This window comes from Streptomyces sp. NPDC002076, assembly GCF_053593835.1.
In genome coordinates this window covers 77,194-95,413 of the sequence record NZ_JBSFDI010000024.1, presented here as the reverse complement: position 1 = coordinate 95,413, position 18,220 = coordinate 77,194, and the positions used below count along the sequence as shown (strand labels likewise).

The 18,220-nt window shown below is 72.1% G+C and carries 18 protein-coding genes and 2 pseudogenes; 10 read left to right on the top strand and 10 right to left on the bottom strand.

Features of this window, described 5'->3' with window-relative positions:
• Positions 1–30 precede the first annotated feature (30 nt).
• From ACWCQS_RS37045 to ACWCQS_RS37030, 4 genes are all read left to right on the top strand, one after another.
• On the top strand, positions 31–738 hold the full coding sequence (locus tag ACWCQS_RS37045) for an ABC transporter ATP-binding protein (protein WP_451008547.1): 708 nt from the start codon (positions 31–33) through the stop codon (positions 736–738).
• Positions 735–3,044 carry an FtsX-like permease family protein gene (locus ACWCQS_RS37040; protein WP_451008546.1) on the top strand — a complete coding sequence of 770 codons (2,310 nt, stop codon included), beginning with the start codon at positions 735–737 and terminating at the stop codon, positions 3,042–3,044. Before ACWCQS_RS37045 ends, ACWCQS_RS37040 begins: the two co-directional genes overlap by 4 nt.
• Before the next feature lie 119 nt (positions 3,045–3,163).
• A complete protein-coding gene (locus ACWCQS_RS37035; RefSeq protein ID WP_388628574.1) occupies positions 3,164–3,514 on the top strand; it encodes a VOC family protein in 351 nt (116 codons plus the stop codon).
• A 74-nt stretch (positions 3,515–3,588) separates the two neighbouring features.
• Complete coding sequence (locus ACWCQS_RS37030; protein ID WP_451008545.1) at positions 3,589–4,008, top strand: MarR family winged helix-turn-helix transcriptional regulator; 420 nt, start codon at positions 3,589–3,591, stop codon at positions 4,006–4,008.
• On the opposite strand, the gene pqqB is transcribed toward ACWCQS_RS37030, so the two are convergent.
• The 3 genes from pqqB to ACWCQS_RS37015 form a co-directional block, all read right to left on the bottom strand.
• Complete coding sequence (gene pqqB, locus ACWCQS_RS37025; protein ID WP_451008544.1) at positions 4,005–4,916, bottom strand: pyrroloquinoline quinone biosynthesis protein PqqB; 912 nt, start codon at positions 4,914–4,916, stop codon at positions 4,005–4,007. The genes ACWCQS_RS37030 and pqqB overlap by 4 nt on opposite strands.
• Before the next feature lie 47 nt (positions 4,917–4,963).
• Entirely contained in the window at positions 4,964–6,076 is a 1,113-nt protein-coding gene (locus tag ACWCQS_RS37020) for a hypothetical protein (protein ID WP_451008543.1), read from the bottom strand.
• Between the two features lie 106 nt (positions 6,077–6,182).
• Positions 6,183–6,581: an SseB family protein gene (locus tag ACWCQS_RS37015; protein ID WP_450670467.1), complete on the bottom strand. Its 399-nt coding sequence runs from the start codon at positions 6,579–6,581 to the stop codon at positions 6,183–6,185.
• Between the two features lie 486 nt (positions 6,582–7,067).
• Here ACWCQS_RS37015 and ACWCQS_RS37010 point away from each other — a divergent pair.
• A pseudogene (locus ACWCQS_RS37010) lies at positions 7,068–8,332 on the top strand (alpha-L-fucosidase).
• A gap of 10 nt (positions 8,333–8,342) precedes the next feature.
• On the opposite strand, the gene ACWCQS_RS37005 reads toward ACWCQS_RS37010, so the two are convergent.
• From ACWCQS_RS37005 to ACWCQS_RS36985, 5 genes are all read right to left on the bottom strand, one after another.
• Complete coding sequence (locus ACWCQS_RS37005) at positions 8,343–9,041, bottom strand: GntR family transcriptional regulator (RefSeq protein WP_451008542.1); 699 nt, start codon at positions 9,039–9,041, stop codon at positions 8,343–8,345.
• A gap of 5 nt (positions 9,042–9,046) precedes the next feature.
• Entirely contained in the window at positions 9,047–9,598 is a 552-nt protein-coding gene (locus tag ACWCQS_RS37000) for a cysteine hydrolase family protein (RefSeq protein ID WP_451008541.1), read from the bottom strand.
• Entirely contained in the window at positions 9,595–11,109 is a 1,515-nt protein-coding gene (locus tag ACWCQS_RS36995) for a purine-cytosine permease family protein (RefSeq protein ID WP_451008540.1), read from the bottom strand. Before ACWCQS_RS36995 ends, ACWCQS_RS37000 begins: the two co-directional genes overlap by 4 nt.
• Positions 11,110–11,237: 128 nt before the next feature.
• Positions 11,238–11,561, bottom strand: coding sequence for a DUF2795 domain-containing protein (locus ACWCQS_RS36990; RefSeq protein ID WP_451008539.1), 324 nt, complete (start codon positions 11,559–11,561; stop codon positions 11,238–11,240).
• Between the two features lie 10 nt (positions 11,562–11,571).
• Complete coding sequence (locus ACWCQS_RS36985; RefSeq protein ID WP_451008538.1) at positions 11,572–11,712, bottom strand: hypothetical protein; 141 nt, start codon at positions 11,710–11,712, stop codon at positions 11,572–11,574.
• A 201-nt stretch (positions 11,713–11,913) separates the two neighbouring features.
• On the opposite strand from ACWCQS_RS36985, the gene ACWCQS_RS36980 reads away from it, so the two are divergent.
• The 3 genes and pseudogenes from ACWCQS_RS36980 (at position 11,914) to ACWCQS_RS36970 (ending at position 13,859) form a co-directional block, all read left to right on the top strand.
• Positions 11,914–12,108 carry a DUF2795 domain-containing protein gene (locus ACWCQS_RS36980; protein ID WP_366487164.1) on the top strand — a complete coding sequence of 65 codons (195 nt, stop codon included), beginning with the start codon at positions 11,914–11,916 and terminating at the stop codon, positions 12,106–12,108.
• Between the two features lie 18 nt (positions 12,109–12,126).
• A pseudogene (locus tag ACWCQS_RS36975) lies at positions 12,127–12,417 on the top strand (helix-turn-helix transcriptional regulator); the annotation flags it as partial.
• A gap of 368 nt (positions 12,418–12,785) precedes the next feature.
• Entirely contained in the window at positions 12,786–13,859 is a 1,074-nt protein-coding gene (locus ACWCQS_RS36970; RefSeq protein ID WP_451008537.1) for an NAD(+)/NADH kinase, read from the top strand.
• A gap of 35 nt (positions 13,860–13,894) precedes the next feature.
• Here ACWCQS_RS36970 and msrA read toward each other — a convergent pair whose 3' ends face one another.
• The gene (gene msrA / locus ACWCQS_RS36965) at positions 13,895–14,416 is read right to left on the bottom strand and encodes a peptide-methionine (S)-S-oxide reductase MsrA (protein WP_451008536.1); all 522 of its coding nucleotides are present in this window, start codon (positions 14,414–14,416) and stop codon (positions 13,895–13,897) included.
• 256 nt (positions 14,417–14,672) lie between these two features.
• Between msrA and ACWCQS_RS36960 the strand changes: the two genes are divergently transcribed.
• Together ACWCQS_RS36960 and ACWCQS_RS36955 are read left to right on the top strand one after the other, a co-directional pair.
• Positions 14,673–16,373 (top strand): carbohydrate binding domain-containing protein, encoded by a 1,701-nt coding sequence (locus tag ACWCQS_RS36960; RefSeq protein ID WP_451008535.1) that lies wholly within the window; start codon positions 14,673–14,675, stop codon positions 16,371–16,373.
• 108 nt (positions 16,374–16,481) lie between these two features.
• On the top strand, positions 16,482–17,243 hold the full coding sequence (locus ACWCQS_RS36955) for an alpha/beta fold hydrolase (protein WP_451008534.1): 762 nt from the start codon (positions 16,482–16,484) through the stop codon (positions 17,241–17,243).
• A gap of 48 nt (positions 17,244–17,291) precedes the next feature.
• Here ACWCQS_RS36955 and ACWCQS_RS36950 read toward each other — a convergent pair whose 3' ends face one another.
• On the bottom strand, positions 17,292–18,203 hold the full coding sequence (locus tag ACWCQS_RS36950) for an SDR family oxidoreductase (RefSeq protein ID WP_451008533.1): 912 nt from the start codon (positions 18,201–18,203) through the stop codon (positions 17,292–17,294).
• Positions 18,204–18,220: the final 17 nt, after the last annotated feature.

Sequence of the window (18,220 nt, the reverse complement as noted above, 5' to 3'; positions counted from 1 at the left end):
GGACGGCGTCGCGCGTCTAGCGTCCTGGCCATGGTCACTGAGGTGAGAACGGGAGACACCGTCGTACGGCTCGACGGTGTGCGCAAGGAGTACGGCGAGACGGTCGCACTCGACGGGGTGTCGCTGGGGATCCGGGCCGGGGAGGCGGTCGCGGTGATGGGCCCCTCGGGGTGCGGCAAGTCCACGTTGCTCAACATGATCGCCGGCCTTGACCGGCCGACGGCCGGCCGTGTCGTCGTCCACGGCGAGAGCGTCGGGGAGCTGGGCGAGAAGCGGCTTGCGCTGTACCGGCGGCGCCGGATCGGCATGATCTTCCAGTTCTTCAACCTCATCGACGATCTGTCGGCGCTCGACAATGTGGCGCTGGCCGCCCAGTTGACCGGCACCCCGGCCCGGCAGGCCCGGCGGCGGGCACTGGAGCTGTTCGAGGAGCTGGGCATCGCGGACCGCCGCAATGCCTACCCCGCGGTGCTCAGCGGCGGTGAGCGGCAACGGGTGGCCGTGGCACGGGCGTTGATGAACCGGCCCGCGCTGCTGCTGGCGGACGAGCCGACCGGCGCGCTGGACAGCCGGGCCGGGGAGCAGGTGATGGACCTGCTGATCGACCTGAACCAGATCGGCCAGACTCTGGTCATCGTCACGCACGACGAGCGGCTCGCGCAGCGCTGTGCGAGCCGGCTGGTGCAGCTGGCCGACGGCCGGGTGACCGGTGAGCACACCCTGGAGCCGTCGGTATGAGAGCGGTGTGGAAGGCCGCGCGGGCGGCGGTGCGTCGGCGGATCCTGCAGACGCTGGTGATCTGGCTGGTCACGCTGGTGTCGACGGGGTCGATCGTGGTCGCGCTGGGGTTGGTGGACGCGGCTTCGGCGCCGTTCGACCATGTCTTCGGCAAGCAGCACGGGCCGCATGTGGTTGCCGAGTTCGACCCGGGCAGGGTGTCGGACGCGCAGCTGGAACGAGCTGCCAGGCAGCCGGGAGTGGAGGCGACGGCCGGTCCGTTCCCGCAGGCGACGGTGGACGTTCCGCGCGACGCGGAGGACCTGGGTCTCGGCGGCGAGGTCACGGTCGTCGGTCGTCCCGGACCCGGCGGCGCGGTGGACCGGGTGGACCTGTGGGCGGGCCGGTGGCCGACCCGGCCGGGCGAGATGGTCCTCAACCGCCAGTCCGACTGGACCGGCGACGACATCGGCAAGAAATTCCGGCTGCCGTCCGGGCCGACCCTCACCATCGTCGGATTCGCCTTCGATCTGAGCGACACGGCGGACGTGTGGGTCGCCCCGGACCAGATCACGGCCCTGCACCCGCACACCACGCAAATGTTGTACCGGTTCCGGGACGCGTCCTCGCAGAGTGCGCTGAGCGCGGGGCTGGCCCGGGTGACCGAGGCGCTGCCCAAGGGCTCGCTGAGTGGATCGCAGAGCTATCTGACGCTCAAGCAACGGATCGGCAGCAACGCGCGCGCGTACGCGCCGTACCTCATGGCGTTCGGCATCCTCGGCGTCCTGGTGGCGGTGCTGATCGTCGCCAACGTCGTCGGCGGTGCCGTGGTCTCCGGCTTCCGGCACATCGGCATCCTCAAGGCCCTCGGGTTCACTCCGGGGCAGGAGCTGGGCGTCTATCTCGTGATGGTCTCCGTACCGGCCGTACTGGGCTGCGCACTCGGCACGCTCGTCGGCAACCTGTTGGCCAAGCCGTTCTTCCAGTTCGTGTTCACGGGGCCCGACTCAGGGGTGCTGCACGACAGGATCGGCATCGCTCCCTGGGTGAACGGGCTGGCCCTGTTCGGCATGCCGCTGGTCTGTGTGCTGGCCGCGCTCGGCCCGTCCATGCGCGCCCAGCGGCTGTCGGCGGCGCGGGCGATCAGCGCGGGCAGCGCACCGCGTACCGGGCGGGCGCTCGGCGTCCAACGGCGGCTCGCGGGGCTGCGGTTGCCCCGGTCGGTGAGCCTCGGGGTGGGGCTGCCGTTCGCCAGGCCCGCGCGCAGTGCGCTCACGCTGGCCGCGGTGGTCCTGGGCGTGACCACCGTGACGTTCGCGACGGGTCTGGCGACGACGATGACCCTCTTCGGAGGCGGCAGGGATGCGTACGACGTCACGGTTTACGCAAGCAGCTACGTCCATGGCAAGCAGGTGCTGCCGGTCCACGGCGACCGCGAACTCCAGTCGCTGCTGGGCTCGTTGCCGGGTGCCGCACGGGTGACGGCCCGGGGGGACGAGGACGCGCGGCTCGAGGGGTCCACACAGAGGGTCATCTTCGAGGGCAGGCGCGGGCCGGACCTGTCCCTGGACGATGTGCTCGTCCGGGGCCGCTGGATGCACCGTCCGGGAGAGGTCGTGGTCGGCTCGGCCTTCCTGCGCCGTAACGGGGTGCGCATCGGAGACCATCTCCGGCTGCGCAGGAGCGGCCGTGCGGAGGAGGTCACCGTGGTCGGCGAGCTGATGCAGCAGAACGACCGGGTGGTCGCCGGCACCTGGCCGACGTTCACCGCACTGGTCCCGGACGGAAAGGCGTTCGCCTACCACGTCAAACTGCGCAAGGGCGCGGACGGGACGGCGTACGCCCGCGCCGCCCGAGCCGTCGACAAGGGGCTCAGTACCCAACTGACCGGACCGAGCAGCGGCGCCGAGACCATCATCGACTCGGCGACCGCCCTCACCCTGATGCTGGCCCTGGTCGCCTCCCTCGGCGTCTTCAACACGGCCGTGCTCAACACCCATGACCGGCGCCGCGACCTCGGCATGCTGAAGTCGATCGGCATGACCCCGCGCCAGGTGACGGTGATGACGGTGACGTCGATGGCGGTGCTCGGCGCGATCGGGTCGGTGCTGGGCGTCCCGCTGGGCATCGCCGCCTACGAGGTGGTCGTCCCACGGATGGCCGCGGGGATCGACATCACCCTGCCGTCGTACATGACGGACGTCTGGCACGTGCCGAAACTGGCGGAACTGGCGCTGGCGGGTCTGGTGATCGCCGTGGTCGGCGCGCTGGTCCCCGCGCGGCGCGCCGCCCGCCTCACCGTCGCCGAGGTGCTGCACAACGAATAGGGCCACCGGGGAGCCCGCAACCGGTCAGAATCGAAGAAGCCGGAGCGGGCTCCTCGGTCCTAGCGTGAGGTGCACCGGCGGAAAACCCGTCGGGCCACGCACCTCAGAAGGAGAGTCCCATGACCGCCGGCGTGCAGACGATCATCTACCCCGTCAAGGACAAGGACCGTGCCAAGGCCCTGTTCACCGCCCTGCTGGGTGTCGAGCCGTACGCGGACCAGCCCTACTACGTCGGCTTCAAGGCCGAGGGACAGGACATCGGCCTCGACCCGAACGGGCACGCTCAGGGCCTGACCGGGCCGGTGCCGTTCTGGCACGTCACCGACCTCCGGGAGCGGCTCGCGGCCCTGCTCGCGGCGGGCGCCGAGGTGGTCCAGGACGTGCGGGACGTCGGCAACGGCCGGCTGATCGCCTCCGTGAAGGACCCCGACGGCAACCTGATCGGCCTGCTCCAGGACCCGGCCGCCTGAGCACCGCCACCTCCGCTCACACCCGCACTAGTTGCACACTCAACGATTGGCTGGATCGGTGCTACGGTGCGGGTATGGCAGTCAAGACGGCCGAGGCCCGGCTCGAGGAACGGTGGCGGGACATCCTCGCCGTGCACGCGCGCACGATGTGCGAGATCGACCGGGCCCTGCACCCGCACGGGCTGGGCGCCAGCGACTTCGAGGTGCTGGACATCCTGGCGACCGAGTCGCCCGCGGAGGGCGACCAGTGCCGGGTGCAGAACCTGGTCGGCCGGGTCCATCTCAGCCAGAGCGCACTGTCCCGGCTGATCGGCCGGCTGGAGAAGGACGGGCTGGTGGAGCGCTCGGTGTGCGCGGAGGACCGGCGCGGGGTGTGGGTGGCACTGACCCCCAAGGGCCGCGCGCGGCACGCCGAGGTGCTGCCGCTGCAGCGCGAAGTGCTCGAGCGCATGCTGACCGGGGAGGAGCGCTGGAACGCCGGGCAGGATCACTAGAGCACCAGCTCGGCCCCGTCGGGCAGGACCTCGACGCCCTCCTCGGCGACACGCGCGCGTGCCGGTGAGGCGGGGTCGAGCAGCGGGTTCGTGTTGTTGAGGTGGGTGTAGATCCGGCGTGCGCCCGGATGCCGGGCCAGGGCGGCGAGGCTGCCGTCCGGTCCGGTGACCGGCAGGTGCCCCATGGCGGCCTGCCCGGCGCCGGACCGCACCGCCGTGCCCATCTCGTCGGCCGCGTAGAAGGTGCCGTCCAGCAGCACGCAGTCGGCCTCGGCGCACAGGTCGTCCAGCGCCGGACTCCAGGCGCCCACACAGGGCGCGTACACCAGCACTCCCCCGCTGGCCAGTGATTCCACCCGGTACGCCGTCACCCACGGGCCGGCCGGTCCCGGCGCCTGCACCGGCACATACTTCGGGATCTTCACACCCACCGGATGGGCCGTGACCACCAGCCCGCCGGCCAGCACGAACCCGCCGTCGGCCAGGCTGTCCGGCCACTCCCAGGGGGCATAGCGGTCCAGGGCCGCCCGGGCGGGGGCCAGCACGGTGCGGACCGGCGGGGCCGCGTAGACCTTCAAACCCGCCGCGCCGCGCAGGTCGGCGAGGCCGGTGACGTGGTCGGCCTCGGCGTCGGTGAGCAGGACGCCGCGGAGCGGGGTGTCCCGGGGGCCGGGTCCCGGCCGTAGCGCCGGTGTGGCGGCGAGCTGGGTGCGCAGGTCGGGCGAGGCGTTCAGCAGCCACCAGTCGCGGCCGTTGCCGGTGACGGCCGCGCACTCCTGGGTCCGGGAGGGCAGCTTGCCGTCCCTTGCCGCCGTACACAGCGAGCAGGCGCAGTTCCACTGCGGGAAGCCACCACCGGCGGCGGTGCCCAGCAGGACGACCCTCACGACCATCGGCTCCTTCGACATGCGTCCGGACCTGTTCTCGCTGGGGATCTTCCCGTGTCGGGCGGGGACTACCCGGCGGCGGGGGGCAGTTCCGGCCGTCCTGCGCCCGGCCGGCGGTCCGCCGGGCGGTCGGGCGGGATCGGCCCACCGGGGAAGTCGCGGGGACCGGTCCACAGAGCGGGTACGGCGTCGCAGCGCCGGCACAGTTCGTAGGCGATCGCCTCGTAGTTGACCCGCCAGCCCCGGAAGTGCGGCCAGGCCTCCTTAGGCGGGCGCTCGGCCCGGAACCCGGCCGACTCCAGCATGGCCACGGCCGCGTCGAACTCGGCGAAGGTGAGCCTGATGGCCGTGTCCGGCGACGGGTCGGTGTCGAAGGGGATGCGCAGCGCGCGGGCGATGTCGCGCAGGGCGGTGAAGCCGGCCCGCAGCACCAGCCGGGCCTCCGGCGGGGCGAGCCGCGGGGCCAGGGCCAGCTGCATCGCGGCCGCGTCCATCACCGCGACGAGACCGACCAGCCAGCTGCGGTGCGGGCGCGGGGAGCGGAAGGTCAGCAGGACGGGGTAGGTCGAGTGGCTCTCGCCCATGTCCGAGGCGAGGCGTTCCCAGGCGCGGTACAGCGTCGGCAGCGCGGTCTCGGTGTCGACCAGCCACTGCCGGGCGAGGATCTCCGGCCCCCAGGCGGGCTCGCCGGCCCGTGCCTGGAGCAGGGTGACCTCCAGTTCGCGGCGGTTGTAGGCGGCGTACAGGGTGGGCAGATAGGCGATCTGCAGCGCGATCACGACCGGTCCGGTGGCCGCGGCGACGAAGTCGAGCACCGACAGCTTCAGCCGGGCGCCGCCGGCGAAGCCGAGCGTGAACAGGCTGGACCCCGCCTCCCGGAACGAGGTGGTCCAGGACAGCGGGGACAGCGAGTACAGCAGGAGGCCGAAGCCGAGCAGCGCACCGGCGAGCCAGGTGGCGAGCATGCCGATGAGCATCAGCGGGGCCAGCCAGGTCTGTGCGCGGTCGATGGATGCGTAGTCCTTGCGGACGGCGGTGACCCGGAGGATTCGGCGCAGGGCCCACCAGAGGCGGAAGACCAGCACGGAGTAGAGGCCCCGGGGGACCACGAGGGTGCGGAGAATGCTGGTCAGGACCAGCACCAGGACCAGTGCCCCTGCCGCGCCGGCGATGTATTCCATGGGCCCATTTTTGTCGCCCATGGCGGTGGGCTGATCGCTTTCCTGCGCGGGTGCGGGTCGTCGGCGGTGTCTCGCGCCGTTCCCCACGGCCCTTCGGGGCGCTTCATCAGCGGGCCAGCAGCGTGCGCACCCCCTGTGAGGTGAGCGTCAGGGCGTGGGTGGAGTTGCCGTCTATGGCCAGGGAGAGGTCCTCGTCGGGCCATTGGGAGGCCAGGGCGCCGAGGGGTATGAGGCGGTAGCGGGAGACGAAGGGCAGGAGCTCGGCCATTTCGCCCTCCGTGGTGAAGACGGGGACGACCGGATCGCCTCCGGGCTGTTCCAGGACGGGCAGGGCCACGGTCGTGGCGTCGGCGCCCTCCCCGTCGACCGCGTCGTCCGGCACGGGGACGAGCACGTCACTGTGGGCGAGGACGTCCAGCGCGGCCTGGTCCTCGGCGTTCACGGTCAGCGCGTCCAGCGCCTGCTGGGCCGGTGTCGGCAGGTCGTTGTGTGCGGGTGTCTCCATGGCAGATCCCCAGGTAGCGACGGTCGTACAGGCGGGGGCGGAACCGCGCCCCCGGGCGTGCTTCGCCTCGCGTACCCGGTGGGCCGCGGGACATGCGTGAGGATCGGCGGGAGATCCGGTGACGACCCGGCTCCGGTGGTCCCCGGGTGCGGTGAAAATGCGCGGGCAGGGGCGATCGTCGCCCGTGCGGGTCGCCCGGCTCTAGGTCCTGTCGTCAAACTCCCGCCGTCCGCCCGGAGGGCGGGCCTCGCGCCCGCCGCGGAGCGGCTGATGTATGCAGTAGGTGCGTGCTCTGGGGGTCCCCCCGGCCGAAGGCTGGGGGAGTGCCGGGCCCTGGCCCTCGTACTGGGCGTACTTGGGCCCGGGCCCGGTGCGGCGAGTGGGGGTGCCCCCTTTGGGGGAGCGTGCATGGCGTCGCGGGGCTGGGGGCACCGCCCGGCCGAATGCTGGGGGAGGGAGTTTGACGACAGGGCCTAGCGTGGCCGCATGCCGATGCAGCCATGGTTCCGGGACGCCAAGCTGGGATCTTCGTCCACTGGGGCATCTACGCGGTGGACGGGGTCCCGGAGTCCTGGTCGTTCTGCACCGGACAGGTGTCCCACGAGCAGTACATGAAGCAGCTGGACGGCTTCACCGCGTCCCGCTACGACCCGCGTGCCTGGGCCGACCTGTTCGCCCGTGCCGGTGCCCGGTACGCCGTGCTCACCGCGCGCCATCACGACGGTGTGGCCCTGTGGGACAGCGCCCACGGCGGTCTGAACGTGGTGCGCCGCACACCGGCGGGGCGCGACCTGATCGCCGGATACGCCGACGCGCTGCGCGAACGCGGCCTGCGGGTGGGTCTCTACTACTCCCATTCGGACTGGAATCACCCCGACTACGCGAGCGTGCGGCACCCCGACCCGGACGAGAATCCCCCGAACCCCCTGGCGCACGCCCGGCCCGGCGAGGAGGATCCGGCGGCCTGGGCGCGGTTCCTCGCCCACCGGGACGGTCAGGTCGGGGAGCTGGTGGAGCGGTTCCGGCCGGATCTGCTCTGGTTCGACGGCGAATGGGAGCGCACCGAGGAGCAGTGGGGCCTGGACGCCCTGGCCGCGCGGATCCTGGCCGGCAACCCGGAAACGGTCCTCAACGCGCGCATGCTGAGCCACGGCGACTACGCCACCCCGGAACAGGGCGTGCCGCTCCAGGCGCCCGACGGACCCTGGGAGTTGTGCCTGACCGTCAAGGACTCCTGGGGTTTCCAGCACCGGGACCACAACCACAAGTCGGTGCGCCAGTTGGTGCGTTACTTCACGGAGACGATCGGCGCGGGCGGCAACCTGCTGCTCGACGTGGGCCCGCGCGAGGACGGCACGATCCCCGCGGAGCAGGCGGAGCGCCTGGCGGGGCTCGGGGCGTGGATCGGCCGGCACGCCGAGGCCGTGTACGGCACGGTGGCCGGCCTGCCACCGGGACATCACTACGGTCCGAGCACCCTGTCGGCCGACCGGCGGACGCTGTACCTCGTGTGCTTCGACGTCCCGCGCGAGACGGTGTGCGTGCGCGGGCTGCGCAACCGGGTGCGCAGGGTGAGCGTGCTCGGGACGGGCGCCGAGCTGGGCCACCGCGTCACGGGCGGGCTGCACGAGGTGCCGGGCGTGACCTGGCTGGACGCGCCGGCGGCGGGGCACGTGGACGAGTACGCCAGGGTGCTCGCCGTGGAACTCGACGGGGAGCTTGACCTCTACCGGGGGACGGGGCGCACCTGACGCGGGAGCGTCAGCCGAAGGCGAGGGTCAGCTCGAAGTAGGCGGCGTCGAGCAGGGTGACGACGTGCCCGGCGAAGAGGCCCTCGGCGGCCCGGCCGGTCCACCGCGTCACCAGGAACCACTCCCCCGGCGCGCGCCCGAGCAGCTCCGCCTCGCGGGCGTCCAGCGGCCGTCCGAACGCCCGCTGCTCCCCGTGGTCCGGCCGCAGCCCGGCCCGCAGCAGCACCTCGGTGAGCGAGGCCCGGCCGAGGCCCCGGGAGGGCAGCTCGCGGATCCCGGGCACCGGCGGCAGAAGGCTGCGCTCGTACGACACCACCGTGCCGTCCGCGACCAGCTCCCGGGTCCGCTCCACGCACACGAACTCGTCCTTCTCCAGGCCGAGTTCGGCAGCCAGGACCCCGTCGTGCGTCTCGCCTACGGCGAGGGTCCGCACGGTGGTGTCCACGCGCCGCACGAGGCGGGCGCGGGCCCAACCGGGCCGGTCCTCCGCCGGGCGGCCGTCGAAGACGACGTACGAGCCCTTGCCCGTGCGGGTCGCGATCAGGCCCTCCTCGGACAGTTCGGCGAGGGCCGCGCGGATGGTCGTACGGCTGACGCCGAACCGCTCGGCGAGGGCGTGTTCGCCGGGCAGCCGCTCACCGGCTCGGCGGCCGCCGTCGCGGATCTCCCGGGCGAGGATCCGGCTGATCCGCTGGTGCTTCAGTGGCACGCCGGTCACGGCCCGGCCTCGGCGAGCAGGTCGTCGACGGTGGTGACCCGGACCAGCGGCCGGTACAGGTCCATGATCTGCAGGGCCGTGAGGTGGGAGTCGTCGTCCACGCCCGCGCAGGCGTCCGCGACCACCAGTACTTCGGTGCCGGCGTCGGCGGCGGCGAGGGCGGTGGAGAGCACACAGCACTCGGTGCTGACACCAGCCAGGACCAGACGGTCGTCCGGGCCGACCCGGGCGGCGAGCTCCGGGGTCCACTTGCCGAAGGTGGTGGCGTCCACGACGTGGCCGGCCAGGTCGGCGAACTCGTCGGACAACTGCCAGAGTTCGGCGTCCGGGGGCTGCAGGGCGAAGGGCCATGCGTCGTAGTAGGCGCGCCAGGCCCCGGCCGGTTCCCCGGGGGCCAGGAAGCGGGTGAAGGTGACGCGGTCGGCGAAGGCCGGCAGCAGGCTGCGCACGCCCGCCACCGCGTCGGCGTACCGGGGTGTGGCCCAGGGGCTCGCCGGGTCGGCGAAGACGCGCTGCATGTCGATGACGGCGAGGTGTCCGGCGGTCATGGGTGGAGCACCCCCTCGCCGGTCACGGAGCTCGGTGCCTGCGCCTCCTGGGCGCGGACCCGGGCCCGGCCCGTCAGCAGGTGGCCGACGAAAGCGAGCGCCAGCGCCACCAGGACGCCGAGGTTGGCGTACGCCCAGGCCCCGGTCTTGCCGCCGAGACCGAACGGGCCGAGGAGGTAGCCCTGCCAGGTGAGCCAGCTCGCCGCGGTGTTGGTGACCAGGCCCCAGCCGACGGCCGTGGCGGTGAGGGTGAGGAGCAGGGGCGGCAGGGGGACGTCGCCGTAGCGCCCGTGCGGGCGGTAGAGGTCGCCGTCGTCGTAGTCGCGGCGGCGCAGGGCGAGATCGGCGAGGATGATGCCGCACCAGGCCGCGATGGGGACGCCGAGCGTGGTGAGGAAGCCCATGAACTGGCCGAGGAAGTCGCCGGCGAAGAACACGATGTACACCGAGCCGGCGATCATCAGGAGGCCGTCGAGGAAAGCCGCCAGATAGCGGGGCACCGGCAGGCCGGCGGAGAGCAGGGCGAGGCCCGAGGAGTAGATGTCGAGGACGGCGCCGCCGACCAGGCCGAGGACGGCGACCACGGCGAACGGCACCAGGAACCAGGTGGGCAGGATGGTGGTGAGCGCGCCGATCGGGTCGACGGCGATGGCCTTGCTCAGCTTCGGCGAGGAACCGGCCAGCAGCAGGCCGAAGACCAGCAGGAGCAGCGGGGCCACCGAGGCGCCGAAGGTGGTCCAGCCGATCACCCCGCGGCTGGACGAACTCCGGGGCAGATAGCGGGAGTAGTCGGCGGCGGCGTTCACCCAGCCCAGGCCGAAGCCGGTCATCATGAACACCAGCGCGCCGATGAACTCCTGCGCGGAACCCGACGGGACGGCGCTCACCGTGCTCCAGTGGATGTGGCCGGCGACGAGAGCGACGTAGACGACGGTGAGGACGCCGGTGATCACGGTGATCGCCGTCTGCAGCCGCATGATCAGGTCGAAACCCATGACCCCGCCGACGACGGTCAGCGCGGCCACCACCACGAGGGCCGCGATCTTGGTCTCGGTACCGCCGCCCCAGCCGAGGCGGGCGAAAACGGTCGCGGTGGCCATCGTGGCGAGCGCGGTGAGGACGGTCTCCCAGCCGACGGTGAGCATCCAGGAGATCACCGAGGGCAGCCGATTGCCGCGCACACCGTACGCCGCCCGGCTGAGCACCATCGTGGGCGCCGAGCCGCGCTTGCCGGCGACCGCGATGAACCCGCACAGCAGGAACGAGACGACGATGCCGAGCACGCCGGCGGCGAGCGCCTGCCAGAAGGAGATCCCGAAGCCGAACGCGAAGGCGCCGTAACTCAGGCCGAGGACGGAGACATTGGCGCCGAACCAGGGCCAGAAGAGCGTGCGCGGGGTGCCCTTGCGCTCCGCGTCCCCGATCACGTCGAGGCCGTGCGTCTCCACCTGCATCGCACGGCCGGCGGATCTGCCCCCGGTGCTGCCGAGCGAGTCCTGCGGAAGCGTCATCGCCGAGCCACCTGCCCTACCTGTCCAGACGTGTCCACTCAAGCTAGAAGTGCCGTAGTGGACCGTCAAGAAGGGCGCTTCGGACCGTCAAGAAGGGCACTTCGCAAGGGCCCGGCGGTACGTACGGTTCAGCGGTCGAACTCCTCCTGGATCGGTGTCTTCGGTTCCTCCCGCAAGTGCTGGGAGAGTCCGGGCTTGCCGCCCCCGCGTGCCTGTTCCGCGCGCTGTGCAGCGGTGCGGTCGAGGTCCGAGTCCGGGTCCACCCGCACCGATCTCGCCACGTCGTCACGGCCGGTGTACTGCTCGGCGGGGATGCCGCGCAGGGCCTTGACGACCTCCTCCGACGCACCCGCCGCACGCGCGGCCGTGACCAGGCGCTCCTTGTCGGCCGGGTACGACACGTCCTTCAGCGCGTACAGCACCTCGGGGACGCTGGTGTGTGCCGTGCTCATGGCGTCTCCCTCACTCGTCGCCTTCCTCGGCATTCTCGTCCGCGGTGTCCTCGCCCTCGGCCTGGGACGGGGTCGTACGCGGCGGCTGCTCGTCCTCCGCCATGCCCGGCTCCCGCTCGCCCTCGGCCTGCGAAGGGGTGCTCTCACTCATCGGGCCTCCCCCTCGCGTCCGTGCCGGTTCCCAAGACCCCGAGTACCCGTCCCTCGCGCCGCCATGACCGGGGAGAACTCCCGCCTGCCATGACCGGCGGAATCCGTGATTCCGCTGCCGGGCGATGGGTACCTGAGCGGTCCCGGCGCAGTATGCGGCGCCGGCGAACGGCCCAGAACCATCTCACCGTCTGGAGGAGCCATGGCGGGTATCCGCCCCCCAGATCTGCAGAAAGCCCTGTCCGGCGCCGAATACCCGGCCGACACGGAGCAGCTCAAGAAGGTCGCCAGGGACAACCATGCGTCCAAGGAGATCACCGACCGCATCTCCCACCTCGGTAAGAAGGAATTCCAGAACCCGGCCGAGGTGAGCAAGGCGGTCTTCCAGAACGAGTGACCGAGCAGCTCGACGAGGATCCTGCGCGCGGACCCGGCCGACGGCCGCACCCTGGCCGAGCTGGGCCGGGAGGTCGGGGCGAGCGACCGTACCCTCTCCCGGCTGTTCCGCGCCGACCTCGGCATGACGTTCCCGCAGTGGCGCACCCAGTTGCGGCTGCACCACGCCCTGGTCCTGCTGGCGGAGCGAACGCCGGTCACGACGGTGGCGCATCGGTGCGGCTGGTCCTCGGCCAGCGCGTTCATCGACGTCTTCCGGCGCACTTTCGGGCACACCCCGGGCTCCCGGCCGGCCGAGCACCTGGGGTAGGCGGCGCCGAGCGCCGCGGCCTGGAACAGGGCACCGACCGCGAACGCCGGCCCACGGCCGCGGGCCGGGCGGGGTGCGAAGATCCACGGTGTCGGGGCCGTGACCAGGAACGCACCCATGTCGGCGACGCTCGTGTGCGCGTGCCGATGGGCAGCCGAGGGAGCGCCGCGAACCGCCCATGCCGCGGAACCTCCCGTGATCGTCTCCGCTGCCCACGGTCCCGCGGTACGGCGCCGGCGGCGTAAGCAGCCGTAGTCACGTTCCCCCGCACGCCTGCCCAGGGAGCCACGTCGGCGGCGTGGCGCGTGCGGCGTCGGAGCGGTCCGCGGTGAGGATGGCGAGCGGGAGCAGCCGGCTGGGAGGTGGGTATGACGTTGAACCGTGTCGGCCTCGTGGTGCACGGCGGCCGTGCCGAGGCCGTGGCCGCCGCGCGGGTGGTGCGCGAGTGGTGCGCGGAGCACGCCGTGGGGTGCGCGGACATCGACGTGTGGCGGGAAGGGGCGCGGCACAGTGCCCGGGAGGAGGTCGACTCGGCGGGCGATCCCGACCTCATCATCACCCTCGGCGGGGACGGCACCTTTCTGCGCGGCGCACGGCTGGCGGCCGAGAACGACGCCCTGGTCCTCGGCGTCGACCTCGGCCGTGTCGGCTTTCTCACCGAGGTCCCGGCCTCGGCGGTGCGCGAGGCGCTGGACGCGGTCCGGTCCGAGCGGATCACCGTGGAGAGCCGGATGCTCCTCACCATGCGGGCATCCTGCCGGCTGGAGGTGCCCGCACAGATGGAGGCGCTGTTGCGGTACGGCCGCGGGCCGATGCTGCCGCCGCCCCGGGTGCGTGGGGAGTGCGAGGCGGGCGGCGAGTGGGGCGTCGCGCTGAACGTCACCGCGCTCAACGACGTCGTCGTGGAGAAGCTCGCCAGGGACCGGCAGGTGTCGGTCGGTGTCTATCTGGCCGGCCGGCTCCTGGCCAGCTACTCCGCCGACGCGCTGCTGGTGGCCACGCCCACGGGCTCCACCGCGTACAGCTTCGCCGCCGGCGGGCCGGTGGTCTCGCCGCGCGCGGAGGGCCTGGTCTTCACGCCGGTGGCCCCGCACATGGTGTTCAACCGTTCGGTCGTGGCCGCCCCCGACGAGCCCGTCGCGCTGCGGATCCTCGATCGGTCGGGCGAGGCCGCCGTCAGCATCGACGGCCAGTTGCGCGGTGTGCTGAGCCCCGGGGACTGGATCGGCGTGTACGCCGCACCGCGCCGGCTGAAGGCGGTCCGGCTCGGCCCGATGGACTTCTACGGCCGGCTGCGCGAGCGGATGAACCTCACCGACGCGCCTGCCGCGCTCGCCGACGGGGTAGCCGCTCCACTGTGGCCGGTGACCACACCCCGGCCGGGCGACCTGGCCCACCTCGCGCTGCCGCCGGCTCCCGAGGACGGACGCCGGCCGTCCTGAGATCCGGCGGTGTACGGCGCTGCCGTGAGGCCAGGTCAGTCCGTCGAGGACGCCTCCCGCTTCGGCAGCTTCCAGTTCGGTCGCGGGAAGTGGCAGGTGTAGCCGTTGGGGTAGCGCTCCAGGTAGTCCTGGTGCTCGGGCTCCGCCTCCCAGAAGTCGCCCACGGGCTCCACCTCCGTGACCACCTTGCCCGGCCACAGCCCGCTCGCCTCCACGTCCGCGATCGTGTCCACGGCGACGCGGTGCTGCTCCTCGTCGCCGTAGAAGATGGCGGACCGGTAGCTGCGCCCGATGTCGTTGCCCTGGCGGTCCCGCGTGGTCGGGTCGTGGATCTGGAAGAAGAACTCCAGGATGTCGCGGTAGCTCGTCACCGTGGGATCGAAGACGATCTCGATGGCCTCGGCGTGGTCGCCGTGGTCGCGGTACGTGGCGTTCGGCGTGTCACCGCCGCTGTAGCCGACGCGTGTGGACACCACGCCGGGCTGCTTGCGGATCAGATCCTGCATGCCCCAGAAACAACCGCCCGCCAGGACGGCCCGCTCGGTTCCCACGGTCATCGGTCACTCCCTGAAGCTCCAGCCCGGCGCGGTCGTCGACACGCCGGTTCGATGGTCACCCAGCCTAATACGGCCCGCGCACGACCGGCTTTCACCGCCCTCGGCACGCAGTCCCAGGCACCGGAGATCCAGATGGACGAGTTGGTCTAGTCCTCTTGACGAGGCGACCCACCGGCGCTTTGGTATGTACCAACTCGGCTCGCACGGCACCACCCCACCACTCCACGCCCGAGGCATCCCCAGAAGGGGCACTGTCATGCACCTGGCAAGATTTGCGGCTTCCGCCTGCGCGCTCGCGCTCGCCGCCACCGGCGCCGCCGCGGCCCTGGCACCGGCCGGCAGCGCCGCGGCGGCGAGCAGCGTCTACTCCGTGGCTCCCTACGTCGACATGTCCAACAGTCAGGAAGGACTCCTCGACACCGCCATCACCGGACACCAACTCAAGGCCTACACCGCGGCGTTCGTGCTCGGCGAGGGCTGCAACCAGATCTGGGGCGACACGCTCCCCATCGGCAACGACTCCTACACCGACCCCGAGTTGGCCAAGGCGAAGTCCGAAGGCGCCTCGGTCATCATCTCCTCCGGCGGGGCGAGCGGCGAACCGCTCGCCTGGACCTGCTCCACCCAGAGCAGCATCGACGCCGGGTACCAGGCCCTCATCAACGACTACGGCGTCACCCGGCTCGACTTCGACGTCGAGGGCGCCGCCGTCGCGGACACCGCGGCCGCGGCCCGCCAGATGCAGGCGATGAAGGACCTCAAGGCGTCCAACCCCGGCCTGCAGTTCTCCATGACCCTGCCGGTACTGACCAGCGGCCTGACCAACGACGGCGTCAACATCCTCAAAGCCGCGAAGAACGCGGGCATCAGGATCGACGTGGTCAACGTCATGGCCATGGACTACTACGCCGGCACGGGCACCGAGATGGGCCAGGGTGCGATCGACGCGGCCAGGGCCACGCTGGCGCAGATGCAGTCCGTCGACTCCGGTTACACCTACGCCAACCTCGGGATCACCCCGATGATCGGCAAGAACGACGACGGCTCTACGTTCACCCTGGCCGACGCCCGGACCGTGGAGAACTTCGCCGCGCAGAACGGCGTCGGGCGGCTCGCCTTCTGGTCCGTCAACCGGGACCAGCCGTGCGGCGGAAGCGCCAACTCGCTGCCCACGTGCAGCGAGATCAGCCAGAACAGCCTGGCGTTCACGGACGCGTTCGTGCCGTACGAAGGGAGCGCGGGCGGCGGCGGAGGTACGACGAGTGACTTCTCCTTGTCCCTGTCGCCGGGCTCCGCCTCGGTCGCCCAGGGCGGCTCGGCGACCGCGACCGTCGCCACGGCCGTCACCTCGGGCAGCGCCGAATCCGTCAGCCTCTCCGCCTCCGGCGCGCCCTCCGGCGTCAGCATCTCCTTCAGCCCCGCGTCCGTGACATCCGGCGGCACCTCGACGCTGACGGCGACGGCCGGCTCGGCCGTGGCCGCGGGCACCTACCCGATCACCGTCACCGGCAGCGCGGCCGGCGGCAGCCACAGCGCGACCTACACGCTCACCGTAACCTCCAGCGGCGGTGGAGGCGGCGGGGGCTCCCTGACCAACGCCGGCTTCGAAACCGGCAGCCTCAGCCCTTGGACCTGCACGGGCGGCAGCACGGTGGTGACCGTCCCGGTCCACAGCGGCAGCCACGCCCTCCAGGTCACCCCGAGCTCCAGCAGCACCGGCGAGTGCGACCAGACCGTCACCCTGTCCCCCAACCACAGCTACACGCTCACCGGCTGGGTCCAGGGCCCCTACGCCTATGTCGGGGTCAGCGGCGGCGCCAGCACCTGGTCCAGCAACACGAGTTGGAACCGGCTGACCGTCAACTTCACCACGGGCAGCAGCGGAACCGTCACCGTCTACGTCCACGGCTGGTACGGCCAGGGCAACGTCTACGCCGACGACTTCGCTCTGGGCTAGGCATCACCGACCCCATCGCACATGCGGCGCACCTCCTCCAGGGGCGGTGCGCCGCAGCCGACTGGTACCTGTGACAGCCGCCGATCTGCCCGGTATACGCTCCAGCACATGCCGAATCCCGCCGTGTCCTTCTTCTCCGGCCGTGACGGTGTGCGCCTCGCCTACCGGGAGACGGGTGAGGGGCGCCCGCTGGTCCTGCTGCACGGCTTCACCGGAGACGCGACGCTGTGGCTGCTCAACGGCCAGGCCGAGGCGCTCGCGGCGGCCGGCCACCGCGTGATCATGCCGGACTTCCGCGGGCACGGCCGGAGCGCCAAGCCCCATGACTCCGCCTCCTGTCCTCCGGACGTACTGGCCGATGACGGCTTCGCTCTCGTCGAGCACCTCGGGCTGAACGAGTACGACCTCGGGGGATATTCGCTCGGCGCCCGCATCGTGGTGAGGATGCTGGTGCGCGGCGCGGCACCCGGCCGGGCCGTGGTCGCGGGCCAGGGCCTGCGCCAGGTGCTCGGCACCGGCGGCGGGGCGGGCACGGCCCTGCGGCCGGTCCTCACCGGCTGGGGGACCTTCGAGCCGGGATCGCCGGAAGAACGCTCCGAACGGTGGCTCCGCTCGACCGGCGCGGACCCGGTCGCGCTCCTGCACGTCCTGGACTCCCTCGTCGCCACGCCGGCCGAGCAGCTCGGCCGGATCGAGGTGCCGACACTCGTCGCGGTGGGCTCCGACGACGAACGCGCCGCCTCGGCCGACGAGCTGGTCGGGGTTCTGCCGCACGCCACCCGCGCCATGGTGCCCGGGAATCACTGGACGGCGGCCGGATCTGCGGAACTGGTCGCGGCGATGGCGGACTTCCTCGCCGGGCACCGGTGAGCACTCTGCATTTCCCGGCCGGGACGGTCGCTGACGGCCCGTCGGGGGCTACTGTGCGCCGTACACCGGCTGCGGGGGCTTCGTCTCGGCCAGTAGTTTCAGGGTTGCCTCGCCCGCCTCCGTCGGGGTCCAGCGGGCGCCCTTGTCGGTCGTGGGCCCCGGGTGCCAGCCCTCCATGACGGTGATGCGGCCGCCCTCGGACTCGAAGACCCGGCCCGTGACCCCGGCCGAGGCGGCGGAGCCGAGCCAGACCACGAGCGGGGAGACGTTCTCCGGAGCCATGGTGTCGAAACCGCCGTCCTGCGGGGCGGCCATGGTCTCGGCGAAGGTCCGCTCCGTCATCCGGGTCCGCGCGGCCGGGGCGATGGCGTTGACCTGGACGCCGTAGCGGCCCAGTTCGGCGGCGGCGACCAAAGTCAGGCCGACGATCCCGGCCTTGGCGGCGGAGTAGTTGCCCTGGCCGACGCTGCCCAGCAGCCCCGCTCCGGAGCTGGTGTTGATCACGCGGGCCTCGGGCATGCGGCCCGCCTTCGCCTCGGAGCGCCAGTGTGCGGCGGCGTGCCTGAGCGGCAGGAAGTGACCCTTGAGGTGGACCCGGACAACCGCGTCCCAGGCGTCCTCGTCGAGGTTGACGAGCATGCGGTCCCGCAGGAACCCGGCGTTGTTGACCAGCGTGTCCAGGCGGCCGTAGGTCTCCAGGGCGGTGGCCACGAGGGAGGCCGCGCCTTCGGTGGTGGCGATGTCGCCTCCGTGCGCGACCGCCTCGCCGCCGAGCGCGCGGATCTCGTCCACGACCTGCTGAGCCGGTCCGCCGGCCCCGCCCGTGCCGTCGAGACCGACACCGAGGTCGTTGACGACCACCTTGGCTCCGTCGGCGGCGAAGGCGAGGGCGTGGGCACGGCCCAGGCCGCGGCCCGCACCGGTGATCACGGCCACGCGGCCGGTGCACAGTCCGGTCATGAGGGGAAAGTCCTTTC

Excerpts from the sequence above, each read along its gene's own strand:
- ACWCQS_RS36970 (WP_451008537.1), top strand. The coding sequence starts at position 12,786 with ATGACGTTGAACCGTGTCGGCCTCGTGGTGCACGGCGGCCGTGCCGAG.
- ACWCQS_RS37000 (WP_451008541.1), bottom strand. The coding sequence starts at position 9,598 with ATGACCGCCGGACACCTCGCCGTCATCGACATGCAGCGCGTCTTCGCC.
- ACWCQS_RS37035 (WP_388628574.1), top strand. The coding sequence starts at position 3,164 with ATGACCGCCGGCGTGCAGACGATCATCTACCCCGTCAAGGACAAGGAC.
- ACWCQS_RS36955 (WP_451008534.1), top strand. The coding sequence starts at position 16,482 with ATGCCGAATCCCGCCGTGTCCTTCTTCTCCGGCCGTGACGGTGTGCGC.
- ACWCQS_RS36990 (WP_451008539.1), bottom strand. The coding sequence starts at position 11,561 with ATGAGCACGGCACACACCAGCGTCCCCGAGGTGCTGTACGCGCTGAAG.
- ACWCQS_RS36995 (WP_451008540.1), bottom strand. The coding sequence starts at position 11,109 with ATGACGCTTCCGCAGGACTCGCTCGGCAGCACCGGGGGCAGATCCGCC.
- ACWCQS_RS37040 (WP_451008546.1), top strand. The coding sequence starts at position 735 with ATGAGAGCGGTGTGGAAGGCCGCGCGGGCGGCGGTGCGTCGGCGGATC.
- ACWCQS_RS37015 (WP_450670467.1), bottom strand. The coding sequence starts at position 6,581 with ATGGAGACACCCGCACACAACGACCTGCCGACACCGGCCCAGCAGGCG.
- ACWCQS_RS36985 (WP_451008538.1), bottom strand. The coding sequence starts at position 11,712 with ATGAGTGAGAGCACCCCTTCGCAGGCCGAGGGCGAGCGGGAGCCGGGC.
- ACWCQS_RS36950 (WP_451008533.1), bottom strand. The coding sequence starts at position 18,203 with ATGACCGGACTGTGCACCGGCCGCGTGGCCGTGATCACCGGTGCGGGC.
- ACWCQS_RS37045 (WP_451008547.1), top strand. The coding sequence starts at position 31 with ATGGTCACTGAGGTGAGAACGGGAGACACCGTCGTACGGCTCGACGGT.
- ACWCQS_RS36980 (WP_366487164.1), top strand. The coding sequence starts at position 11,914 with ATGGCGGGTATCCGCCCCCCAGATCTGCAGAAAGCCCTGTCCGGCGCC.
- pqqB (WP_451008544.1), bottom strand. The coding sequence starts at position 4,916 with ATGTCGAAGGAGCCGATGGTCGTGAGGGTCGTCCTGCTGGGCACCGCC.
- ACWCQS_RS37030 (WP_451008545.1), top strand. The coding sequence starts at position 3,589 with ATGGCAGTCAAGACGGCCGAGGCCCGGCTCGAGGAACGGTGGCGGGAC.
- ACWCQS_RS36960 (WP_451008535.1), top strand. The coding sequence starts at position 14,673 with ATGCACCTGGCAAGATTTGCGGCTTCCGCCTGCGCGCTCGCGCTCGCC.
- msrA (WP_451008536.1), bottom strand. The coding sequence starts at position 14,416 with ATGACCGTGGGAACCGAGCGGGCCGTCCTGGCGGGCGGTTGTTTCTGG.
- ACWCQS_RS37020 (WP_451008543.1), bottom strand. The coding sequence starts at position 6,076 with ATGGAATACATCGCCGGCGCGGCAGGGGCACTGGTCCTGGTGCTGGTC.